Genomic DNA, 13,946 nt, shown 5'->3' on the forward strand with positions numbered 1-13,946 from the left:
TGCGGTGTGAAGAATGTCAGACTTTTCCCAGTGCGGGTTTTGACTTTGGTCGGTAAAAACCGTTCTAATCGTGGGCTAAGTGAATGATTTAGGGCCGAAGCAATGAAGAACCTGCCAGTCGCGCTGCTCTTGAGCGTCGCGCTGACATTTCCCGCCTGGGCGGAGGATGCGACACCGCAGGATCGAAGCGATCACCTGCCTGCCGCCCCTTATCTATTGGCAGGTGCCCCCACCTTCGATATGACCATCGCGCAGTTCCGCGAGAAGTACAACGCAACGAATCCGGACCTGCCGTTGCAGGAATATCGTGCGATTGATAATCGAGACGATAAAAGCAACCTGACGCGCGCCGCCAGCAAGATCAATGAAACACTCTATGCTTCTACCGCGCTGGAGCAGGGCACCGGAAAAATCAAAACGCTGCAAATTACCTGGCTACCGGTTCCCGGCCCGGATATGAAAGCCGCGCAGGCACGTGCGATGGATTACATGACAGCATTATTGCGATTTTTTGTCCCAGGTTTATCGCCTGCAGATGGACGCAAAAAGCTTGATGCACTGCTCAGCGCAGGCAAAGGCGCACGCTATTTTGCCAGTACTGAAGGCGCATTGCGTTTTGTGGTCGCGGATAACGGTGACAAAGGATTAACCTTCGCGGTTGAGCCAATAAAACTGGCACTCGCGACCCCTTGATCACCGCGGCAAAAATGACGAAAAGCAAAGCCAGCGACACGTTTGATCTCTATACTGTCTGGCAGACATCGCTGCCCGATGGCAGCGCTATTTCATGAATCGCGTTATGCGGAGGAAAGAATGCGACATCCACTGGTTATGGGTAACTGGAAACTGAATGGCAGCAAGCACATGGCAGGCGAGCTGATTGAAGGTCTGCGCAAAGAGCTGTCTGGTGTTGAAGGTTGTGGCGTAGCAATTGCTCCACCCACTCTCTATCTTGACCTGGCAAAACACGCCATCTCCGGCAGCCACATTGCACTGGGTGCACAGAACGTTGACGTTAACCTGTCTGGCGCATTCACCGGTGAAACCTCCGCAGAAATGCTGAAAGATGTCGGCGCGAAATACATCATCATCGGCCACTCTGAGCGTCGTACTTACCACAAAGAAAGCGACGAGTTCATCGCCAAGAAATTTGCTGTTTTGAAAGCAGCCGGCCTGGTGCCAGTCCTGTGCATCGGTGAAACTGAAGCAGAGAACGAAGCGGGCAAGACTGAAGAAGTGTGCGCACGTCAGATCGACGCCGTGCTGGAAACTCAGGGTGCGGCTGCGTTCGAAGGCGTGGTTATCGCTTATGAGCCAGTCTGGGCGATCGGTACCGGCAAATCCGCTACACCTGCGCAGGCCCAGGCCGTGCACAAATTCATTCGTGACCATATCGCGAAGAAAGATGCGGCGATTGCTCAGCAGGTTATCATTCAGTACGGCGGTTCTGTTAACGACAAAAATGCCGCAGAACTGTTCACCCAGCCAGATATCGATGGCGCGCTGGTTGGCGGTGCTTCACTGAAAGCCGATGCGTTCGCAGTGATCGTGAAAGCAGCTGCAGCAGCGAAAAACGCGTAAGTTTTTTCGGTGTGGAACAAGGCGGCTGATGAGCCGCCTTTTTTGTTGCCAGAGATGCGTACTGAGACATGTAACTCATACACTGTGGAAGATGTGATGAACAGTTCTGGACCCCCCCAGCGTGCTTATACGTTTCATTGAAGCTTTATATTGGAAGCCATGGTTAATGGTTCAAAATCTGGCATTGGTGGTCCTGCAACTCCTCCGCAGAACCACTGTTTAGCATCAGCCAATTGCGTTCCAACGCCAGCAACGCTAAGCGCCCATCCGGTAATTCCGCCAGTGCCATCCCATATTTTCCCATCTCGCTGCGCGCATTAGGCACTTCAGTCGCCAGACGAATAAAGACACTTTGTTGCGCCAGTTCAGCCGTCGACAGTGTGCGAATCAAATAGCGATGTTTGCGCAGCGTGGCTGGTTGCCACTGTTCATTGAGCTTAGGGCTTAACGCATCAAGCCGCTGGCGCACATCAGGACGCAGACAGGAGATGTGGATGTGCAGTTGATTCTGCGTACGGCCATATTGCGCATTAATCGCCAGTGACAGCACGCTATCGTCAATCGGTGCACCGCGTTTTTTGGCTAACAGACTGCGCTGCAGCCAGGCGGCGGCAAACAGATTGGGCGTAGTGGGTTCGAGAATGATCGGGCTTTCCATGCCAGTGATTTTTTCGATCGGCATCAGTAAATACTGTAGTGGACCGTTGAGGTCTTTCAGCGTGACATAACCCTGTGCCGTATTCACTTGCTGACAAGGGGCGGGATTGCCACTCTTCGCCAGATTGGGCACGCACTTTTCACTGATGATCTGCCAGAGGGCATTGGAGTTTTTCTGGAAATGGAAGGCGCTGACGATCAGTCCGACAATCAGCACCAGCAGTAAAACGGTTAGCAACTTCAGGGTGCGACGACTTCCCTGCATGGCCGAATTCCTCTGTTCATCACCTGCCAGCATCCTCGCCTGCCGCCTGGACAAAGTCACGGACTTTTACTGCTCTACAATGCAAAACGGCCAGCATCAGGCTGACCGTTTCAGTTTGATGCGATGACGATTACGGTTTCATGACCTGATCGTAACTGCCACCATCAGCGAAGTGCGCTTTCTGCGCTTGCGTCCAGCCACCGAACTTGCTGTCGATAGTGAACAGTTTCACCGGCGCAAAGGTGCTGGCAAACTTTTTCTCGACTTCAGGATCGCGTGGACGATAAAAGTTTTCCGCTGCGATGGTCTGGCCTTCTGGTGAGTAGAGATACTTCAGGTAATCTTCAGCTACTTTACGCGTGCCCTGCTCATCCACCACCTTATCGACCACCGAAACGGTTGGTTCTGCCAGAATCGATTCGCTTGGCGTGACGATTTCGAACTTGTCTTTACCCAGCTTGTTCACCGCCAGATACGCTTCGTTTTCCCAGGCAATCAGCACATCGCCTATGCCACGTTCTACGAAGGTGTTGGTGGCGCCACGTGCACCGGAGTCCTGCACTTCTACGTTCTTGAACAGCGCCTTCACATACGCCAGTGCTTTGGTCTGGTCACCGTTGTTTTGATCCAGCGCCCAGCCCCATGCGGCCAGATAGTTCCAGCGCGCGCCACCTGAGGTTTTCGGGTTCGGGGTGATCACCGATACGCCGGGTTTAATTAAATCGTTCCAGTCATGAATGCCCTTCGGGTTGCCCTTACGGACCAGGAACACGATGGTGGAAGTATAAGGGGCGGAGTTGTCTGGCAGGCGCTTAATCCAGTTTTTATCGATCCGACCACGGTCAGCAATAGCATCCACGTCAGACTGCAGCGCCAGGGTCACGACATCAGCACGAATGCCGTTGATCACAGAGGTCGCCTGCTTCCCTGAACCGCCATGAGACTGACGGATCACCACATTGTCGCCCGTTTCCTGCTTGTAGTGTGCGCTAAACGCTTTGTTGTACTGCTCATACAGCTCACGCGTTGGATCGTAAGAAACGTTTAACAGCTGGATATCCTTTGCCAAAACACTGGTGGAAGCCAGTAACAGGGTGACACCAATACTCCACTTGTTCATTGCTTGCTCTCCCGAGGTCGTTATAGAACAAGACTGACATAAACCAATTCAATGATTAAAGAATTAAAAATAAGTGGTTATAACTGTAGGGAATATAAGGGGGAATAAAAAAGGGCACGGTGGAGGCCGCGCCCTGATTCAGTTTGATTAGTAGAGTTTTTTCGCCGTATCCAGCCAGTCGCGCTTGAATGGGCGCTTCATGTTTTCAATCGCGTCAATGATGTCGTGATGCACCATCTTCTCATTCTGAATACCGACACAACGTCCGCCGTAGCCCTGCAACAGCAGTTCGATGGAGTAAGCACCCATACGTGACGCCAGGATACGGTCGTAAGCGCATGGCGCACCGCCACGCTGAATATGCCCAAGCACAGTTGCACGTGTTTCGCGTTTGGTTTCTGCTTCGATGTAATGCGCCAAATCGTCGATATCACAGATGTGTTCGGTAATGGCCACAATGGCGTGTTTTTTACCTTTGGCGATACCCGCTTTGATCTCTTCGACCAGTTCTTCACGGGTATAAGGAATTTCCGGCAGCACGATGAATTCACAACCGCCGGCGATGGAAGCAGCCAGAGTTAGATCGCCGCAGTAACGACCCATCACTTCCACGATGGAAATGCGCTGATGCGAAGAGGAGGTGTCGCGCAGACGGTCAATCGCTTCAACCACGGTTTCCAGCGCCGTGAAGTAACCGATGGTGTAATCGGTACCGGCAACGTCATTATCGATGGTGCCTGGCAGACCAATGCACGGGAAACCCATTTCCGTCAGACGTTTGGCACCCATGTAGGAACCGTCACCGCCGATGACCACCAGCGCGTCAATGCCGCGCTTCTTCATGTTCTCAATGGCAACCTGACGAACTTCCTCATTACGGAAATCCGGGAAGCGTGCAGAACCGAGGAAAGTGCCGCCACGGTTGATCATGTCGGACACGCTGTAACGGTCGAGGTTGATCATACGGTCTTCATACAATCCCAGATAGCCGTCGTAGATACCAAAAACTTCAAGGCCTTCACTCAGCGCGGAACGGACAACTCCGCGGATGGCTGCGTTCATGCCTGGGGCGTCACCGCCGCTGGTCAGTACTCCGATTTTTTTGATCATGACAACCTCTGGATTGTTCAAAACTAAGGATTATTCCTGCCTGCCGATCGGTGTAAACCCGCTCACGATCGTGCGGCTTAATAGTTGCAGATAGTATATCAAAGGCTTGATGCTGAATTGATTCAGGTCAGACAAGTTTTCGCTATTTTTTTACAGAGTTGTTAGCGTTACGTCATTTTTATAACGCAACGCCATGATATTTAAACGCTAAAACTGGAAAAAGCCTTGCTGATTTTCAGGCACCACCGAACAGGGATCCTGATGGATGATAACATCCGAACCGGGAAACTTAAGCCGGAGTGCTTGCTCGATCTGATCCGCTACCTGATGTGCTTGCACCAGCGGCAGGTGGTCATCCATTTCCAGATGAAGCTGGATAAAACGGGTTGGCCCGGATTGACGCGTACGCAGTGCATGGGCACCGCGCACACCTGGCCAGTCGCTAACCAAATCGATAATCGCCTGCTTCTCTTCTTCCGGCAATGCGCGGTCCAGCAAAGATTGCACCGCTTCATAACCCATGCGCAAAGCGTTAAAGAGGATGTACACCCCAATCCCCAGCGCAAAGAGCGCATCTGCCCGGACAAAACCATAGCTGCTTAACACCAAAGCCACCAGGATCGCGCCGTTCATCACCACGTCAGATTGATAGTGCAGCATATCCGCACGTATCGCCTGGCTGTGTGTCCGACGCACCACCCAGCGCTGGAAAGTCACCAGTAACAGGGTGGATAAAAGGGCGACCACAGTGACGACGATACCGACCAGCGGCGCACGTAATATATTGGGTGAGGCCAGATGCTGAATACCCGTGAGAAATAAAAACAGTGCCGAGCCGGAAATAAACATGCTTTGTGCCAGCGCGGCAAGCGACTCCGCTTTACCGTGGCCGAAGGTGTGATCAGCGTCTGCAGGCTGGAGTGAATAGCGCACCACCAGTAAATTTGTGAGCGATGCAGCGATATCCACCAGTGAATCGACCAGGGCGGCCAACATACTGACTGAGCCGGTCAGCCACCAGGCAAAAATTTTCACGATCAACAGTAATGTCGCCAGCGTCGTTGCCGCCAGCGCCGCGCGGTTGACGAGTTTCGCGTAGGAGGGATCCATGCCATGCCTCATAGAAGCGTCTGCTCAGCGCAACGCCTTTAGTCACATAATGGCTCAAGTTTATCATCGGCAAGCGTAAGCTGCGTGAATTGAATATTAAGGTGATGATGCAGCACAGGATTGGCAGATAAAAAAAACCCCCGCATCATGCGGGGGAAGACAGGGATGGTGTCTATGGCAAGGAAAACAGGGATACTATGTTACTGGTTACTGCTGGTACTACTCACTGCATGCAGCGGTGATGATGGCTGCAATCCTGAGAGCTGACGCATATCGTTAAGTCGCCGCTCATAATTCTTCTGCAATGTCGCTTGCTGTGCAGGCGTTAGCAGGTGATACATCTGGTTGCGAACCCGAGCCATCTCAACTTGCAGTTCTATCTGCGCGCGGGCTTGTTTCTCTGCCTGCTGTCGGATAGCCGATTCGTTAAATTTGTCTGCAATGACAAGGTCATGCATAGTTTCAATATCCTGAACGCTCATAGCCGGGCGCTCATGTCGTGCTTGCTGCATCAGGTCTCGCATCTGTTGCCGCTGTTGTTCAGTCAGCTCAATGCCATCGAACATGTGGCTTTGCGGATTTTGCGTCATACTGCCTGTCGTCAATCCGCCGTTATGATGCATCTCGTCAATCGTCGTCGTGTCTGCTGCTTCTGCGCTGGCGTGACTGAGAACCATCGCTGAGGCAATGACGACGGCGGTTAAGTAGCGCATCGTTTACTCCCAGTTCGTTCCGTTTTGCGATTCAACGAGAGCTAGTGTACGGCGATAGCTGCAAACATCCGTCAGGGGGTGTAAAACTACGTAAAGCGTTGGATTGCAAGTCAAGGAACACGGTATTTTGCCTGCGGAGGGCAACAAAAAATGAATAAAATCCTGTTGGTTGATGACGACCGCGAATTAACTTCGCTGCTTAAAGAACTGCTTGAGATGGAAGGTTTTGAGGTGATTGTCGCCAGCGATGGTGAGCAGGCGCTTAACCTGCTGGATAACAGCGTTGACTTGTTATTACTCGACGTCATGATGCCGAAGAAGAACGGTATTGATACGTTGAAAGAATTACGACAACAGCACCAAACTCCGGTCATTATGCTGACCGCTCGTGGTAGTGAGTTGGATCGTGTTCTTGGCCTTGAGCTGGGCGCGGATGACTATCTACCAAAACCGTTTAATGACCGTGAACTGGTGGCGCGTATTCGGGCTATTTTGCGCCGTTCAAACTGGAGCGAACAACAACAGCAGCATGACAATAGTTCACCCACGCTGGAAGTGGATTGCCTGCGCCTCAACCCAGGCCGCCAGGAAGCCAGCTTCGATAGTGAAACGCTGGATCTGACGGGCACGGAATTCACTCTGCTCTATTTGCTGGCACAGCACTTAGGTCAGGTCGTGTCGCGTGAGCACCTCAGTCAGGAAGTGCTGGGTAAACGCCTGACGCCGTTTGACCGCGCGATTGATATGCACATTTCAAACCTGCGTCGTAAATTGCCGGAACGTCGTGATGGTCATCCGTGGTTTAAAACGCTACGCGGACGCGGCTATCTGATGGTTTCGGCATCATGATTGGAAGTTTGACCACCCGCATCTTCGCCATTTTCTGGCTCACCCTGGCGCTGGTGTTGATGCTGGTTTTGATGGTGCCCAAACTCGACTCACGCCAGATGACTGCACTGCTGGAAAGTGAGCAACGACAGGGCACCATGATTGAACAGCATGTTGAAGCTGAGTTATCGCAAGATCCCCCTAACGACCTGATGTGGTGGCGCAGGCTCTTTCGCGCCATCGACAAATGGGCCCCACCCGGCCAACGCTTGTTATTGGTGACCAGCGAAGGCCGGGTGATCGGGGCGCAGCATAATGAAATGCAGGTGATTCGTAACTTTATCGGCCAGTCTGATAATGCCGATCATCCGCAGAAGAAAAAGTATGGTCGTGTGGAAATGGTGGGCCCGTTCGCCGTGCAGGATGGTGAAGATAACTATCAGCTCTACCTGATCCGCCCCGCCACCAGTTCTCAACTGGACTTCGTCAATTTACTGTTCGACCGTCCGTTATTGCTGCTGATTGTCACCATGCTGATTAGCTCGCCACTGCTGTTATGGCTGGCGTGGAGCCTGGCGCGTCCAGCGCGCAAACTGAAACATGCTGCCGATGAAGTGGCGAGCGGAAACTTACGCCAGCATCCTGAACTGGAATCCGGTCCACAGGAATTCCTGGCAGCAGGTTCAAGTTTCAACCAAATGGTGAGCGCACTTGAACGCATGATGACCGCACAGCAGCGTTTGTTATCCGATATCAGTCATGAATTACGCACGCCACTGACACGTTTGCAGTTGGCTACCGCCCTACTGCGCCGTCGCAATGGTGAAGGTAAAGAACTTCAGCGTATCGAAACGGAAGCCCAGCGGCTTGATGGCATGATTAACGATTTGCTGGTGCTCTCACGCACTCAGCATAAAAATGCCTTAGTCAGTGAAGCGATGAAGGCGAACCAGCTGTGGAACGGTGTACTGGAAGAAGCCAAATTTGAAGCCGAGCAGATGGGTAAAACCATGGATGTGCCGTATCCGCCTGGTCCGTGGCCACTGTACGGCAACCCGCATGCCCTGGAGAGCGCACTGGAAAACATCGTGCGTAATGCGCTGCGTTATTCCCACACGCATATCAGCGTGAGTTTCTCGGTGGATATTCAGGGTATTACCGTTCACGTTGATGACGATGGCCCAGGCGTCAGCGCTGAAGATCGCGAGCAGATTTTCCGCCCCTTCTATCGCACTGATGAAGCACGCGACCGTGAATCTGGTGGCACCGGTCTCGGACTGGCGATTGTGGAAACAGCCGTGCAACAGCATCGCGGTTGGGTGAAAGCCGATGACAGCCCATTAGGGGGGCTGCGCCTTACACTCTGGTTGCCGCTGTACTCCGCTCGTCAATAATTTGCTATGCTTCGGCCCTCGTTTCCGGGGGCCTTATGCTGAACATCGTTTTATTTGAACCAGAAATTCCGCCAAATACGGGCAATATCATCCGCTTGTGTGCCAATACAGGCTTCCAATTGCATCTGATTGAGCCGCTGGGCTTTGCCTGGGATGACAAGCGCCTGCGCCGCGCCGGGCTCGATTATCACGAATACACCTCACTCAAAAAACACGCCAATTACACTGCGTTTATCGAGTCTGAAGCACCACAGCGTCTGTTTGCACTCACCACCAAAGGCACACCTGCCCACAGCGCTGTGAGCTATCAGAAAGGGGATTATTTATTGTTTGGACCTGAGAGCCGTGGTTTGCCGGCAGAGATACTGAACGCGCTGCCAGCAGAGCAGAAGATCCGCATCCCAATGATGGCTGAAAGTCGCAGTATGAATCTGTCGAATGCGGTATCTGTGGTGGTTTATGAAGCGTGGCGCCAGCTTGATTATGCTGGCGCACTGATCAAGAGCTAAATTCCGTCGCCGTACTCGAAGCCCGCGCCGTTGAAGAGTTGGTCCATATCCATCGAAGGTTTATCACTGGTGGGTTTGCCAACGATACGCGCAGGCACACCGGCTGCCGTGGTATGCGGCGGCACTGGTTGTAGTACCACCGAACCTGCACCAATTTTCGCGCCGCGCCCCACTTCAATGTTACCGAGAATCTTGGCACCTGCGCCAATCATCACACCTTCACGGATTTTCGGATGGCGATCGCCGCTGGTTTTTCCGGTACCGCCTAGCGTGACCGACTGCAAAATCGACACGTCATTTTCCACTACGGCGGTTTCACCAATCACGATACCGGTAGCATGATCGAGCATGATGCCGCGACCAATACGGGCTGCCGGGTGGATATCCACTGCAAAGGAGACGGAGATTTCGTTCTGCAAATAGACGGCTAACGCGCGGCGGCCCTCTTTCCAGAGCCAGTGGCCGATGCGATAAGCCTGTAATGCATGGAAGCCTTTCAGATACAGCAATGGCGTTGAATACTTATCAACGGCAGGATCGCGCTGGCGCACGGCTTGAATATCGTAAGCTGCAGAGACAATCATCTCTGGATCTTCGCGATACGCTTCCTCAACGATTTCGCGTACCGCAATGGCTGGCATGATCGGGTTGGCGAGTTTGTTCGCCAGCATGTAGCTTAGTGCACTGCCAAGATTTTCGTGCTTCAGCAAAGTCGCGTGATAAAAGCTGGCCAGCATGGGTTCACAATCAGCCAGCGCTCTGGCTTCAGCTTTGATGTTGTTCCAGACCAGTTCTAACTCTTCTGACGACATTGCTCTGTGCTCCCGATAAAAAAAGCGCCTGAGAGGCGCTGCAGGTGATTTAGCTGAGCGTCCTGCTTCAGCTTTGGCTGTTTTCGTCCTTCCTTGCACGGCCAAGTAAACTCAATGCTGCCTCTCGCGCCGATTTTTCGCAATACAGTACCTGATAAATCTGCTCGGTTATCGGCATTTCAACACCCATTCTCGCCGCCAATGCTTTGACTTCTTTGGTGTTTCGGTACCCTTCTACAACTTGTCCGATAATGCGCTGCGCCTCATCAACGCTCTCGCCTTGTCCCAGCATCATGCCAAAACGACGATTGCGGGATTGATTATCGGTACAGGTCAGCACTAAATCGCCCAGCCCCGCCATGCCCATAAAGGTGGTGGGATCGGCTCCAAGAGCGGCGCCAAGGCGACTCATCTCCGTCAGCCCACGGGTAATCAGCGCGGTTCGTGCGTTAGCACCAAAACCGATGCCATCAGAAATACCGGCACCAATCGCAATCACGTTTTTCACCGCGCCACCCAGTTGCACGCCGATGAAGTCTGGATTGTTGTACACGCGGAAGCTTTTACCGCAATGCAGTTTTTGCTGCAGATCTTCGGCGAACTGTGCGTCAGTGGCCGCCAGCGCTATCGCTGTAGGCAGGCCCGCAGCAAGCTCCTTCGCGAAAGTTGGACCGGAAACCACGGCCAGCGGAATCTGATCGCCAAGGATTTCACGCGCAACATCCTGCAAAAGACGGCCAGTCTCTTTTTCGAGACCTTTGGTTGCCCAGACAATACGTGAGTCTGCACGCAGATGCGGCTTCAACTGGGTGAGAACGTCGCCAAACACGTGGCTGGGCACCACCACCAACAGATCGCGGCTGGCATTCGCCACCGTTGCCAAATCGGCTTCGGGAACAAGATTGTCAGGGAAAGGTACATCAGGCAGGAAAGCGGCATTACATCGGTCAGCCTGGAGCTGTGCCACACTGTGCGGATTGTGGCCCCAGAGCAGAACCGGATGGCCGTTACGGGCCAGCGTAATGGCCAATGCGGTGCCGTACGAGCCGGCACCGATGACGCTAATCGAAGCGTTGAGGGTAGTCATCAGGCATCCTGACGTGGCGCTTCGCCTTCACCTTGCTGCTGCAGATAGTTCATGAACAGGGCATCAAAGTTAACTGGCGCCAGATTGAGCTGAGGGAAAGTACCACGAGACACGAGGCTGGTGATGCATTCACGTGCATACGGGAACAGAATGTTCGGGCAGTATGCACCGAGGCAATGTGCCATCTGAGTGCCTTCGATACCGCCGATAGTGAAGATACCTGCCTGCTGAACTTCGCACAGGAATGCGGTGTCTTTGCCAACGGTTGCTGTCACGGTAACGCGCAGAACAACTTCGTAGACTTCATCAGCCAGCTGAGATGAAGCGGTGTCCAGATCCAGTTTCACTTCCGGTTCCCACTCTTTCTGGAAAACCTGAGGCGCGTTTGGCGCTTCGTAAGAAACGTCTTTGGTATAAACACGTTGAATCTGGAACTGCATTTCGTTTGTGCTATGTTCTGACATGTTACTAAATCCTGTGAGTTAAATTGTCTGACCGAAAAATTATGCCTGGAGTAAGGGATCCAGTCCCTGACGCCCATCCAGCGCGTAAAGATCGTCACAGCCACCAATGTGCTGCGCATCAATAAAAATCTGTGGAACTGTCGTACGCCCGCTTCGCTGAATCATCTCTTCACGCTTCGCCGCGTTCCCATCAATAGGAATCTCCTGGAACGAAACGCCTTTCTGATCCAACAATGCTTTTGCCCGGTGGCAATAAGGGCATGTGACTTTGGTGTAAATCTCAACATTAGCCATGCGGTTACCTCTGGGAATTATTTACCGCGTACCAGCGGCAGATTCTCACCACTCCAGCCGCTCACGCCATCTTTCAGCACGGAGACTTTTTCAAAACCTTCAGCGCTCAATTTAGCGGCTGACTCACCCGCGCTCTGACCAGTGGCACATACCACAATTATGGGCTGGGACTTGTGCTTTTCCAGTTCGGCAAAGCTCCCTTTTTTGATGTCAGCCGCTGCAATATTCACCGCACCTGAAATGTGCCCTTTGCGATAATCATCGCGCGAACGCACGTCTACAACCACCGCATCCTCTTTGTTGATCAGGTGGGTTGCTTCACCACGGCTGATTGTTTTTACCTTAGAGAACATTCCTTTAACGGTGGTCACAATCACCAGAACGAGTAAAACAACCCATGCCAGACTAAGGATGGTGTGATTGCTTGCAAACTGCATAATTTCTTGCATGAGGGGTAACGACTCCAGACCGGGCTAATAAGCTAAAACAAGGGTTCTGAGTATACCTGCGCCACTTAGCATGTACAGTCGCGAAGCGGGCAGAGTTACGATTTGTGCGTCATTTTCCAAAAAAAGTGTTCTAATCGCAAAATTGAGTCAAAGATTATGCCAGTAAGCTCGGCACCGACATCTTTCGTAAAGCAAAACCCGCCCGGGATAACTGGTAAGCGGCTGTTCATCGTGGAATAATTATCGACTATGAAGGGAAAAGCGACCGTTACACACACAAGGACCCGTCACAACGGCCCAGCGCATCCGTTGTTATTTCGCTGGTCCGAAATCTCCCTGAGCTTGCTCTGCGCGGGCGCACTGTTATTGCCCGTTTACGCGCACAGTGCGGATGACAGTAAAACCCAGCTCAAGTCCATTCAGCAGGATATCGCTGACAAAGAGAAAAGCGTTAAAGCGCAGAAATTACAGCGCAGCAAACTTCTCGATCAACTGCAAAGTCAGGAAAAAGTGATTGCGCAAGCCAGCCGGCAGCTTAGGGAAACGCGCAATAGCTTGACCGCGCTCGACGGCGAAATCACACAAATTACCACCTCCATCTCTCGTCTGGAAAAACAGCAGGCTCAGCAGGAAAAACTGCTGGCTCAACAATTGGATGCGGCTTTCCGACAAGGCCAACACAATGGGTTACAGCTGCTGCTGGGTGGTGAAGAAGCACAACGCAGTGAACGCATACTTGCCTATTTCGGCTACCTTAATGCTGCACGCCAGAAAAACATCGACGATCTCAAACAAACTCAGCAACAGCTCTCCGAGCAGCGTCAGGCATTGCAAGGTAAGCAGGAACAACAAAAATCCCTGTTAGCCCAACAGCAGTCGCAGCAGGCCAAACTGGAAACCGCCAGTGCGGCACGTAAGAAAACCCTGACAGTATTGGAAAGCTCGCTGGAAAAAGATCAGGCCGATTTGGTTGAGATGCGAGAAAACGAAAGCCGTCTGCAGGATAAAATTGCCAAAGCCGAACGCGAAGCGCGTGAGCGTGCCGAACGTGAAGCACGCGAGGCAGAAAAAGTACGCCAGCGTCAGGCGCAGGCAAAAGCCAAGGGATCAAGTTATCAACCCACACAAAGCGAACGTGAGTTGATGGCGCGCACCGGTGGCCTCGGAAAGCCTGGTGGGCAGGCGGTATGGCCGGTGAATGGACGTATTGAACACCGCTTCGGTGAATCCATGCAGGGTGAACTGCGCTGGAAAGGTCTGGTGATTGATGCACCAGAAGGCACCGAAGTGAAAGCCATCGCCGATGGACGCGTACTGATGGCCGACTGGCTACAAGGCTACGGCCTGGTTGTGGTATTGGAACATGGTAAAGGCGATATGAGTCTTTATGGCTACAACCAAAGTGCGCTGGTGAGCGTGGGTACTCAGGTGAAGGCAGGACAGCCTATCGCCCTCGTGGGTACCAGTGGCGGCCGCGGCACGCCTTCGCTCTACTTTGAAATCCGACGTCAGGGACAGGCCGTCAATCCACTACCGTGGTTAGGAAGATAAGT

At 52.7% G+C, this 13,946-nt stretch carries 16 protein-coding genes; 6 read left to right on the forward strand and 10 right to left on the reverse strand.

All coding sequences use genetic code 11. The annotated features are described in order from the left end of the window. Positions 1–102 precede the first annotated feature (102 nt). Positions 103–693: a YiiQ family protein gene (locus FD744_RS19140; RefSeq protein ID WP_034823757.1), complete on the forward strand. Its 591-nt coding sequence runs from the start codon at positions 103–105 to the stop codon at positions 691–693. Positions 694–813: 120 nt separating this feature from the next. Then, positions 814–1,581 (forward strand): triose-phosphate isomerase, encoded by a 768-nt coding sequence (gene tpiA / locus FD744_RS19145; RefSeq protein WP_038644077.1) that lies wholly within the window; start codon positions 814–816, stop codon positions 1,579–1,581. A gap of 163 nt (positions 1,582–1,744) precedes the next feature. On the opposite strand, the gene FD744_RS19150 is transcribed toward tpiA, so the two are convergent. The 5 genes from FD744_RS19150 to cpxP all read right to left on the reverse strand — a co-directional run bounded on the left by FD744_RS19150 (position 1,745) and on the right by cpxP (position 6,556). Then, the gene (locus tag FD744_RS19150) at positions 1,745–2,503 is read right to left on the reverse strand and encodes a CDP-diacylglycerol diphosphatase (RefSeq protein ID WP_160868992.1); all 759 of its coding nucleotides are present in this window, start codon (positions 2,501–2,503) and stop codon (positions 1,745–1,747) included. A gap of 130 nt (positions 2,504–2,633) precedes the next feature. Next, positions 2,634–3,623: a sulfate ABC transporter substrate-binding protein gene (locus tag FD744_RS19155; RefSeq protein ID WP_160868993.1), complete on the reverse strand. Its 990-nt coding sequence runs from the start codon at positions 3,621–3,623 to the stop codon at positions 2,634–2,636. Between the two features lie 147 nt (positions 3,624–3,770). Beyond that, the gene (pfkA, locus tag FD744_RS19160) at positions 3,771–4,733 is read right to left on the reverse strand and encodes a 6-phosphofructokinase (RefSeq protein ID WP_034823768.1); all 963 of its coding nucleotides are present in this window, start codon (positions 4,731–4,733) and stop codon (positions 3,771–3,773) included. Positions 4,734–4,940: 207 nt separating this feature from the next. Then, complete coding sequence (fieF, locus tag FD744_RS19165; RefSeq protein ID WP_160868994.1) at positions 4,941–5,843, reverse strand: CDF family cation-efflux transporter FieF; 903 nt, start codon at positions 5,841–5,843, stop codon at positions 4,941–4,943. Positions 5,844–6,043: 200 nt separating this feature from the next. Beyond that, positions 6,044–6,556: a cell-envelope stress modulator CpxP gene (gene cpxP / locus FD744_RS19170; RefSeq protein ID WP_034823772.1), complete on the reverse strand. Its 513-nt coding sequence runs from the start codon at positions 6,554–6,556 to the stop codon at positions 6,044–6,046. Positions 6,557–6,706: 150 nt separating this feature from the next. On the opposite strand from cpxP, the gene cpxR reads away from it, so the two are divergent. From cpxR to trmL, 3 genes are read left to right on the forward strand one after another with little or no spacing between them, the layout of a single operon-like run. Next, positions 6,707–7,405: an envelope stress response regulator transcription factor CpxR gene (gene cpxR / locus FD744_RS19175; protein WP_034823774.1), complete on the forward strand. Its 699-nt coding sequence runs from the start codon at positions 6,707–6,709 to the stop codon at positions 7,403–7,405. Beyond that, positions 7,402–8,778 carry an envelope stress sensor histidine kinase CpxA gene (cpxA, locus tag FD744_RS19180; protein WP_160868995.1) on the forward strand — a complete coding sequence of 459 codons (1,377 nt, stop codon included), beginning with the start codon at positions 7,402–7,404 and terminating at the stop codon, positions 8,776–8,778. Before cpxR ends, cpxA begins: the two co-directional genes overlap by 4 nt. A gap of 35 nt (positions 8,779–8,813) precedes the next feature. Next, on the forward strand, positions 8,814–9,287 hold the full coding sequence (trmL, locus tag FD744_RS19185) for a tRNA (uridine(34)/cytosine(34)/5-carboxymethylaminomethyluridine(34)-2'-O)-methyltransferase TrmL (protein ID WP_058960119.1): 474 nt from the start codon (positions 8,814–8,816) through the stop codon (positions 9,285–9,287). Here the strand turns inward: trmL and cysE are convergent. From cysE to FD744_RS19210, 5 genes are all read right to left on the reverse strand, one after another. After that, complete coding sequence (gene cysE, locus FD744_RS19190) at positions 9,284–10,099, reverse strand: serine O-acetyltransferase (RefSeq protein WP_034823780.1); 816 nt, start codon at positions 10,097–10,099, stop codon at positions 9,284–9,286. The genes trmL and cysE overlap by 4 nt on opposite strands. Positions 10,100–10,166: 67 nt before the next feature. Continuing rightward, entirely contained in the window at positions 10,167–11,186 is a 1,020-nt protein-coding gene (gene gpsA, locus FD744_RS19195; protein ID WP_160868996.1) for an NAD(P)H-dependent glycerol-3-phosphate dehydrogenase, read from the reverse strand. Further along, positions 11,186–11,650, reverse strand: a complete 465-nt coding sequence (gene secB / locus FD744_RS19200) for a protein-export chaperone SecB (protein WP_160868997.1) — start codon at positions 11,648–11,650, stop codon at positions 11,186–11,188. Before secB ends, gpsA begins: the two co-directional genes overlap by 1 nt. A gap of 39 nt (positions 11,651–11,689) precedes the next feature. After that, positions 11,690–11,944, reverse strand: a complete 255-nt coding sequence (gene grxC, locus FD744_RS19205; protein WP_007885328.1) for a glutaredoxin 3 — start codon at positions 11,942–11,944, stop codon at positions 11,690–11,692. A 17-nt stretch (positions 11,945–11,961) separates the two neighbouring features. After that, on the reverse strand, positions 11,962–12,393 hold the full coding sequence (locus FD744_RS19210; RefSeq protein WP_034823789.1) for a rhodanese-like domain-containing protein: 432 nt from the start codon (positions 12,391–12,393) through the stop codon (positions 11,962–11,964). A 249-nt stretch (positions 12,394–12,642) separates the two neighbouring features. On the opposite strand from FD744_RS19210, the gene envC reads away from it, so the two are divergent. After that, positions 12,643–13,944 (forward strand): murein hydrolase activator EnvC, encoded by a 1,302-nt coding sequence (envC, locus tag FD744_RS19215; RefSeq protein ID WP_160868998.1) that lies wholly within the window; start codon positions 12,643–12,645, stop codon positions 13,942–13,944. The last annotated feature ends 2 nt before the right edge of the window (positions 13,945–13,946 follow it).

Origin of the sequence: Pantoea sp. Taur, from assembly GCF_009830025.1 — a bacterium.
In the GTDB taxonomy this organism is placed as follows: domain Bacteria; phylum Pseudomonadota; class Gammaproteobacteria; order Enterobacterales; family Enterobacteriaceae; genus Pantoea; species Pantoea communis.

Excerpts from the sequence above, each read along its gene's own strand:
- FD744_RS19140 (WP_034823757.1), top strand. The coding sequence starts at position 103 with ATGAAGAACCTGCCAGTCGCGCTGCTCTTGAGCGTCGCGCTGACATTT.
- tpiA (WP_038644077.1), top strand. The coding sequence starts at position 814 with ATGCGACATCCACTGGTTATGGGTAACTGGAAACTGAATGGCAGCAAG.
- FD744_RS19150 (WP_160868992.1), bottom strand. The coding sequence starts at position 2,503 with ATGCAGGGAAGTCGTCGCACCCTGAAGTTGCTAACCGTTTTACTGCTG.
- FD744_RS19155 (WP_160868993.1), bottom strand. The coding sequence starts at position 3,623 with ATGAACAAGTGGAGTATTGGTGTCACCCTGTTACTGGCTTCCACCAGT.
- pfkA (WP_034823768.1), bottom strand. The coding sequence starts at position 4,733 with ATGATCAAAAAAATCGGAGTACTGACCAGCGGCGGTGACGCCCCAGGC.
- fieF (WP_160868994.1), bottom strand. The coding sequence starts at position 5,843 with ATGGATCCCTCCTACGCGAAACTCGTCAACCGCGCGGCGCTGGCGGCA.
- cpxP (WP_034823772.1), bottom strand. The coding sequence starts at position 6,556 with ATGCGCTACTTAACCGCCGTCGTCATTGCCTCAGCGATGGTTCTCAGT.
- cpxR (WP_034823774.1), top strand. The coding sequence starts at position 6,707 with ATGAATAAAATCCTGTTGGTTGATGACGACCGCGAATTAACTTCGCTG.
- cpxA (WP_160868995.1), top strand. The coding sequence starts at position 7,402 with ATGATTGGAAGTTTGACCACCCGCATCTTCGCCATTTTCTGGCTCACC.
- trmL (WP_058960119.1), top strand. The coding sequence starts at position 8,814 with ATGCTGAACATCGTTTTATTTGAACCAGAAATTCCGCCAAATACGGGC.
- cysE (WP_034823780.1), bottom strand. The coding sequence starts at position 10,099 with ATGTCGTCAGAAGAGTTAGAACTGGTCTGGAACAACATCAAAGCTGAA.
- gpsA (WP_160868996.1), bottom strand. The coding sequence starts at position 11,186 with ATGACTACCCTCAACGCTTCGATTAGCGTCATCGGTGCCGGCTCGTAC.
- secB (WP_160868997.1), bottom strand. The coding sequence starts at position 11,650 with ATGTCAGAACATAGCACAAACGAAATGCAGTTCCAGATTCAACGTGTT.
- grxC (WP_007885328.1), bottom strand. The coding sequence starts at position 11,944 with ATGGCTAATGTTGAGATTTACACCAAAGTCACATGCCCTTATTGCCAC.
- FD744_RS19210 (WP_034823789.1), bottom strand. The coding sequence starts at position 12,393 with ATGCAAGAAATTATGCAGTTTGCAAGCAATCACACCATCCTTAGTCTG.
- envC (WP_160868998.1), top strand. The coding sequence starts at position 12,643 with ATGAAGGGAAAAGCGACCGTTACACACACAAGGACCCGTCACAACGGC.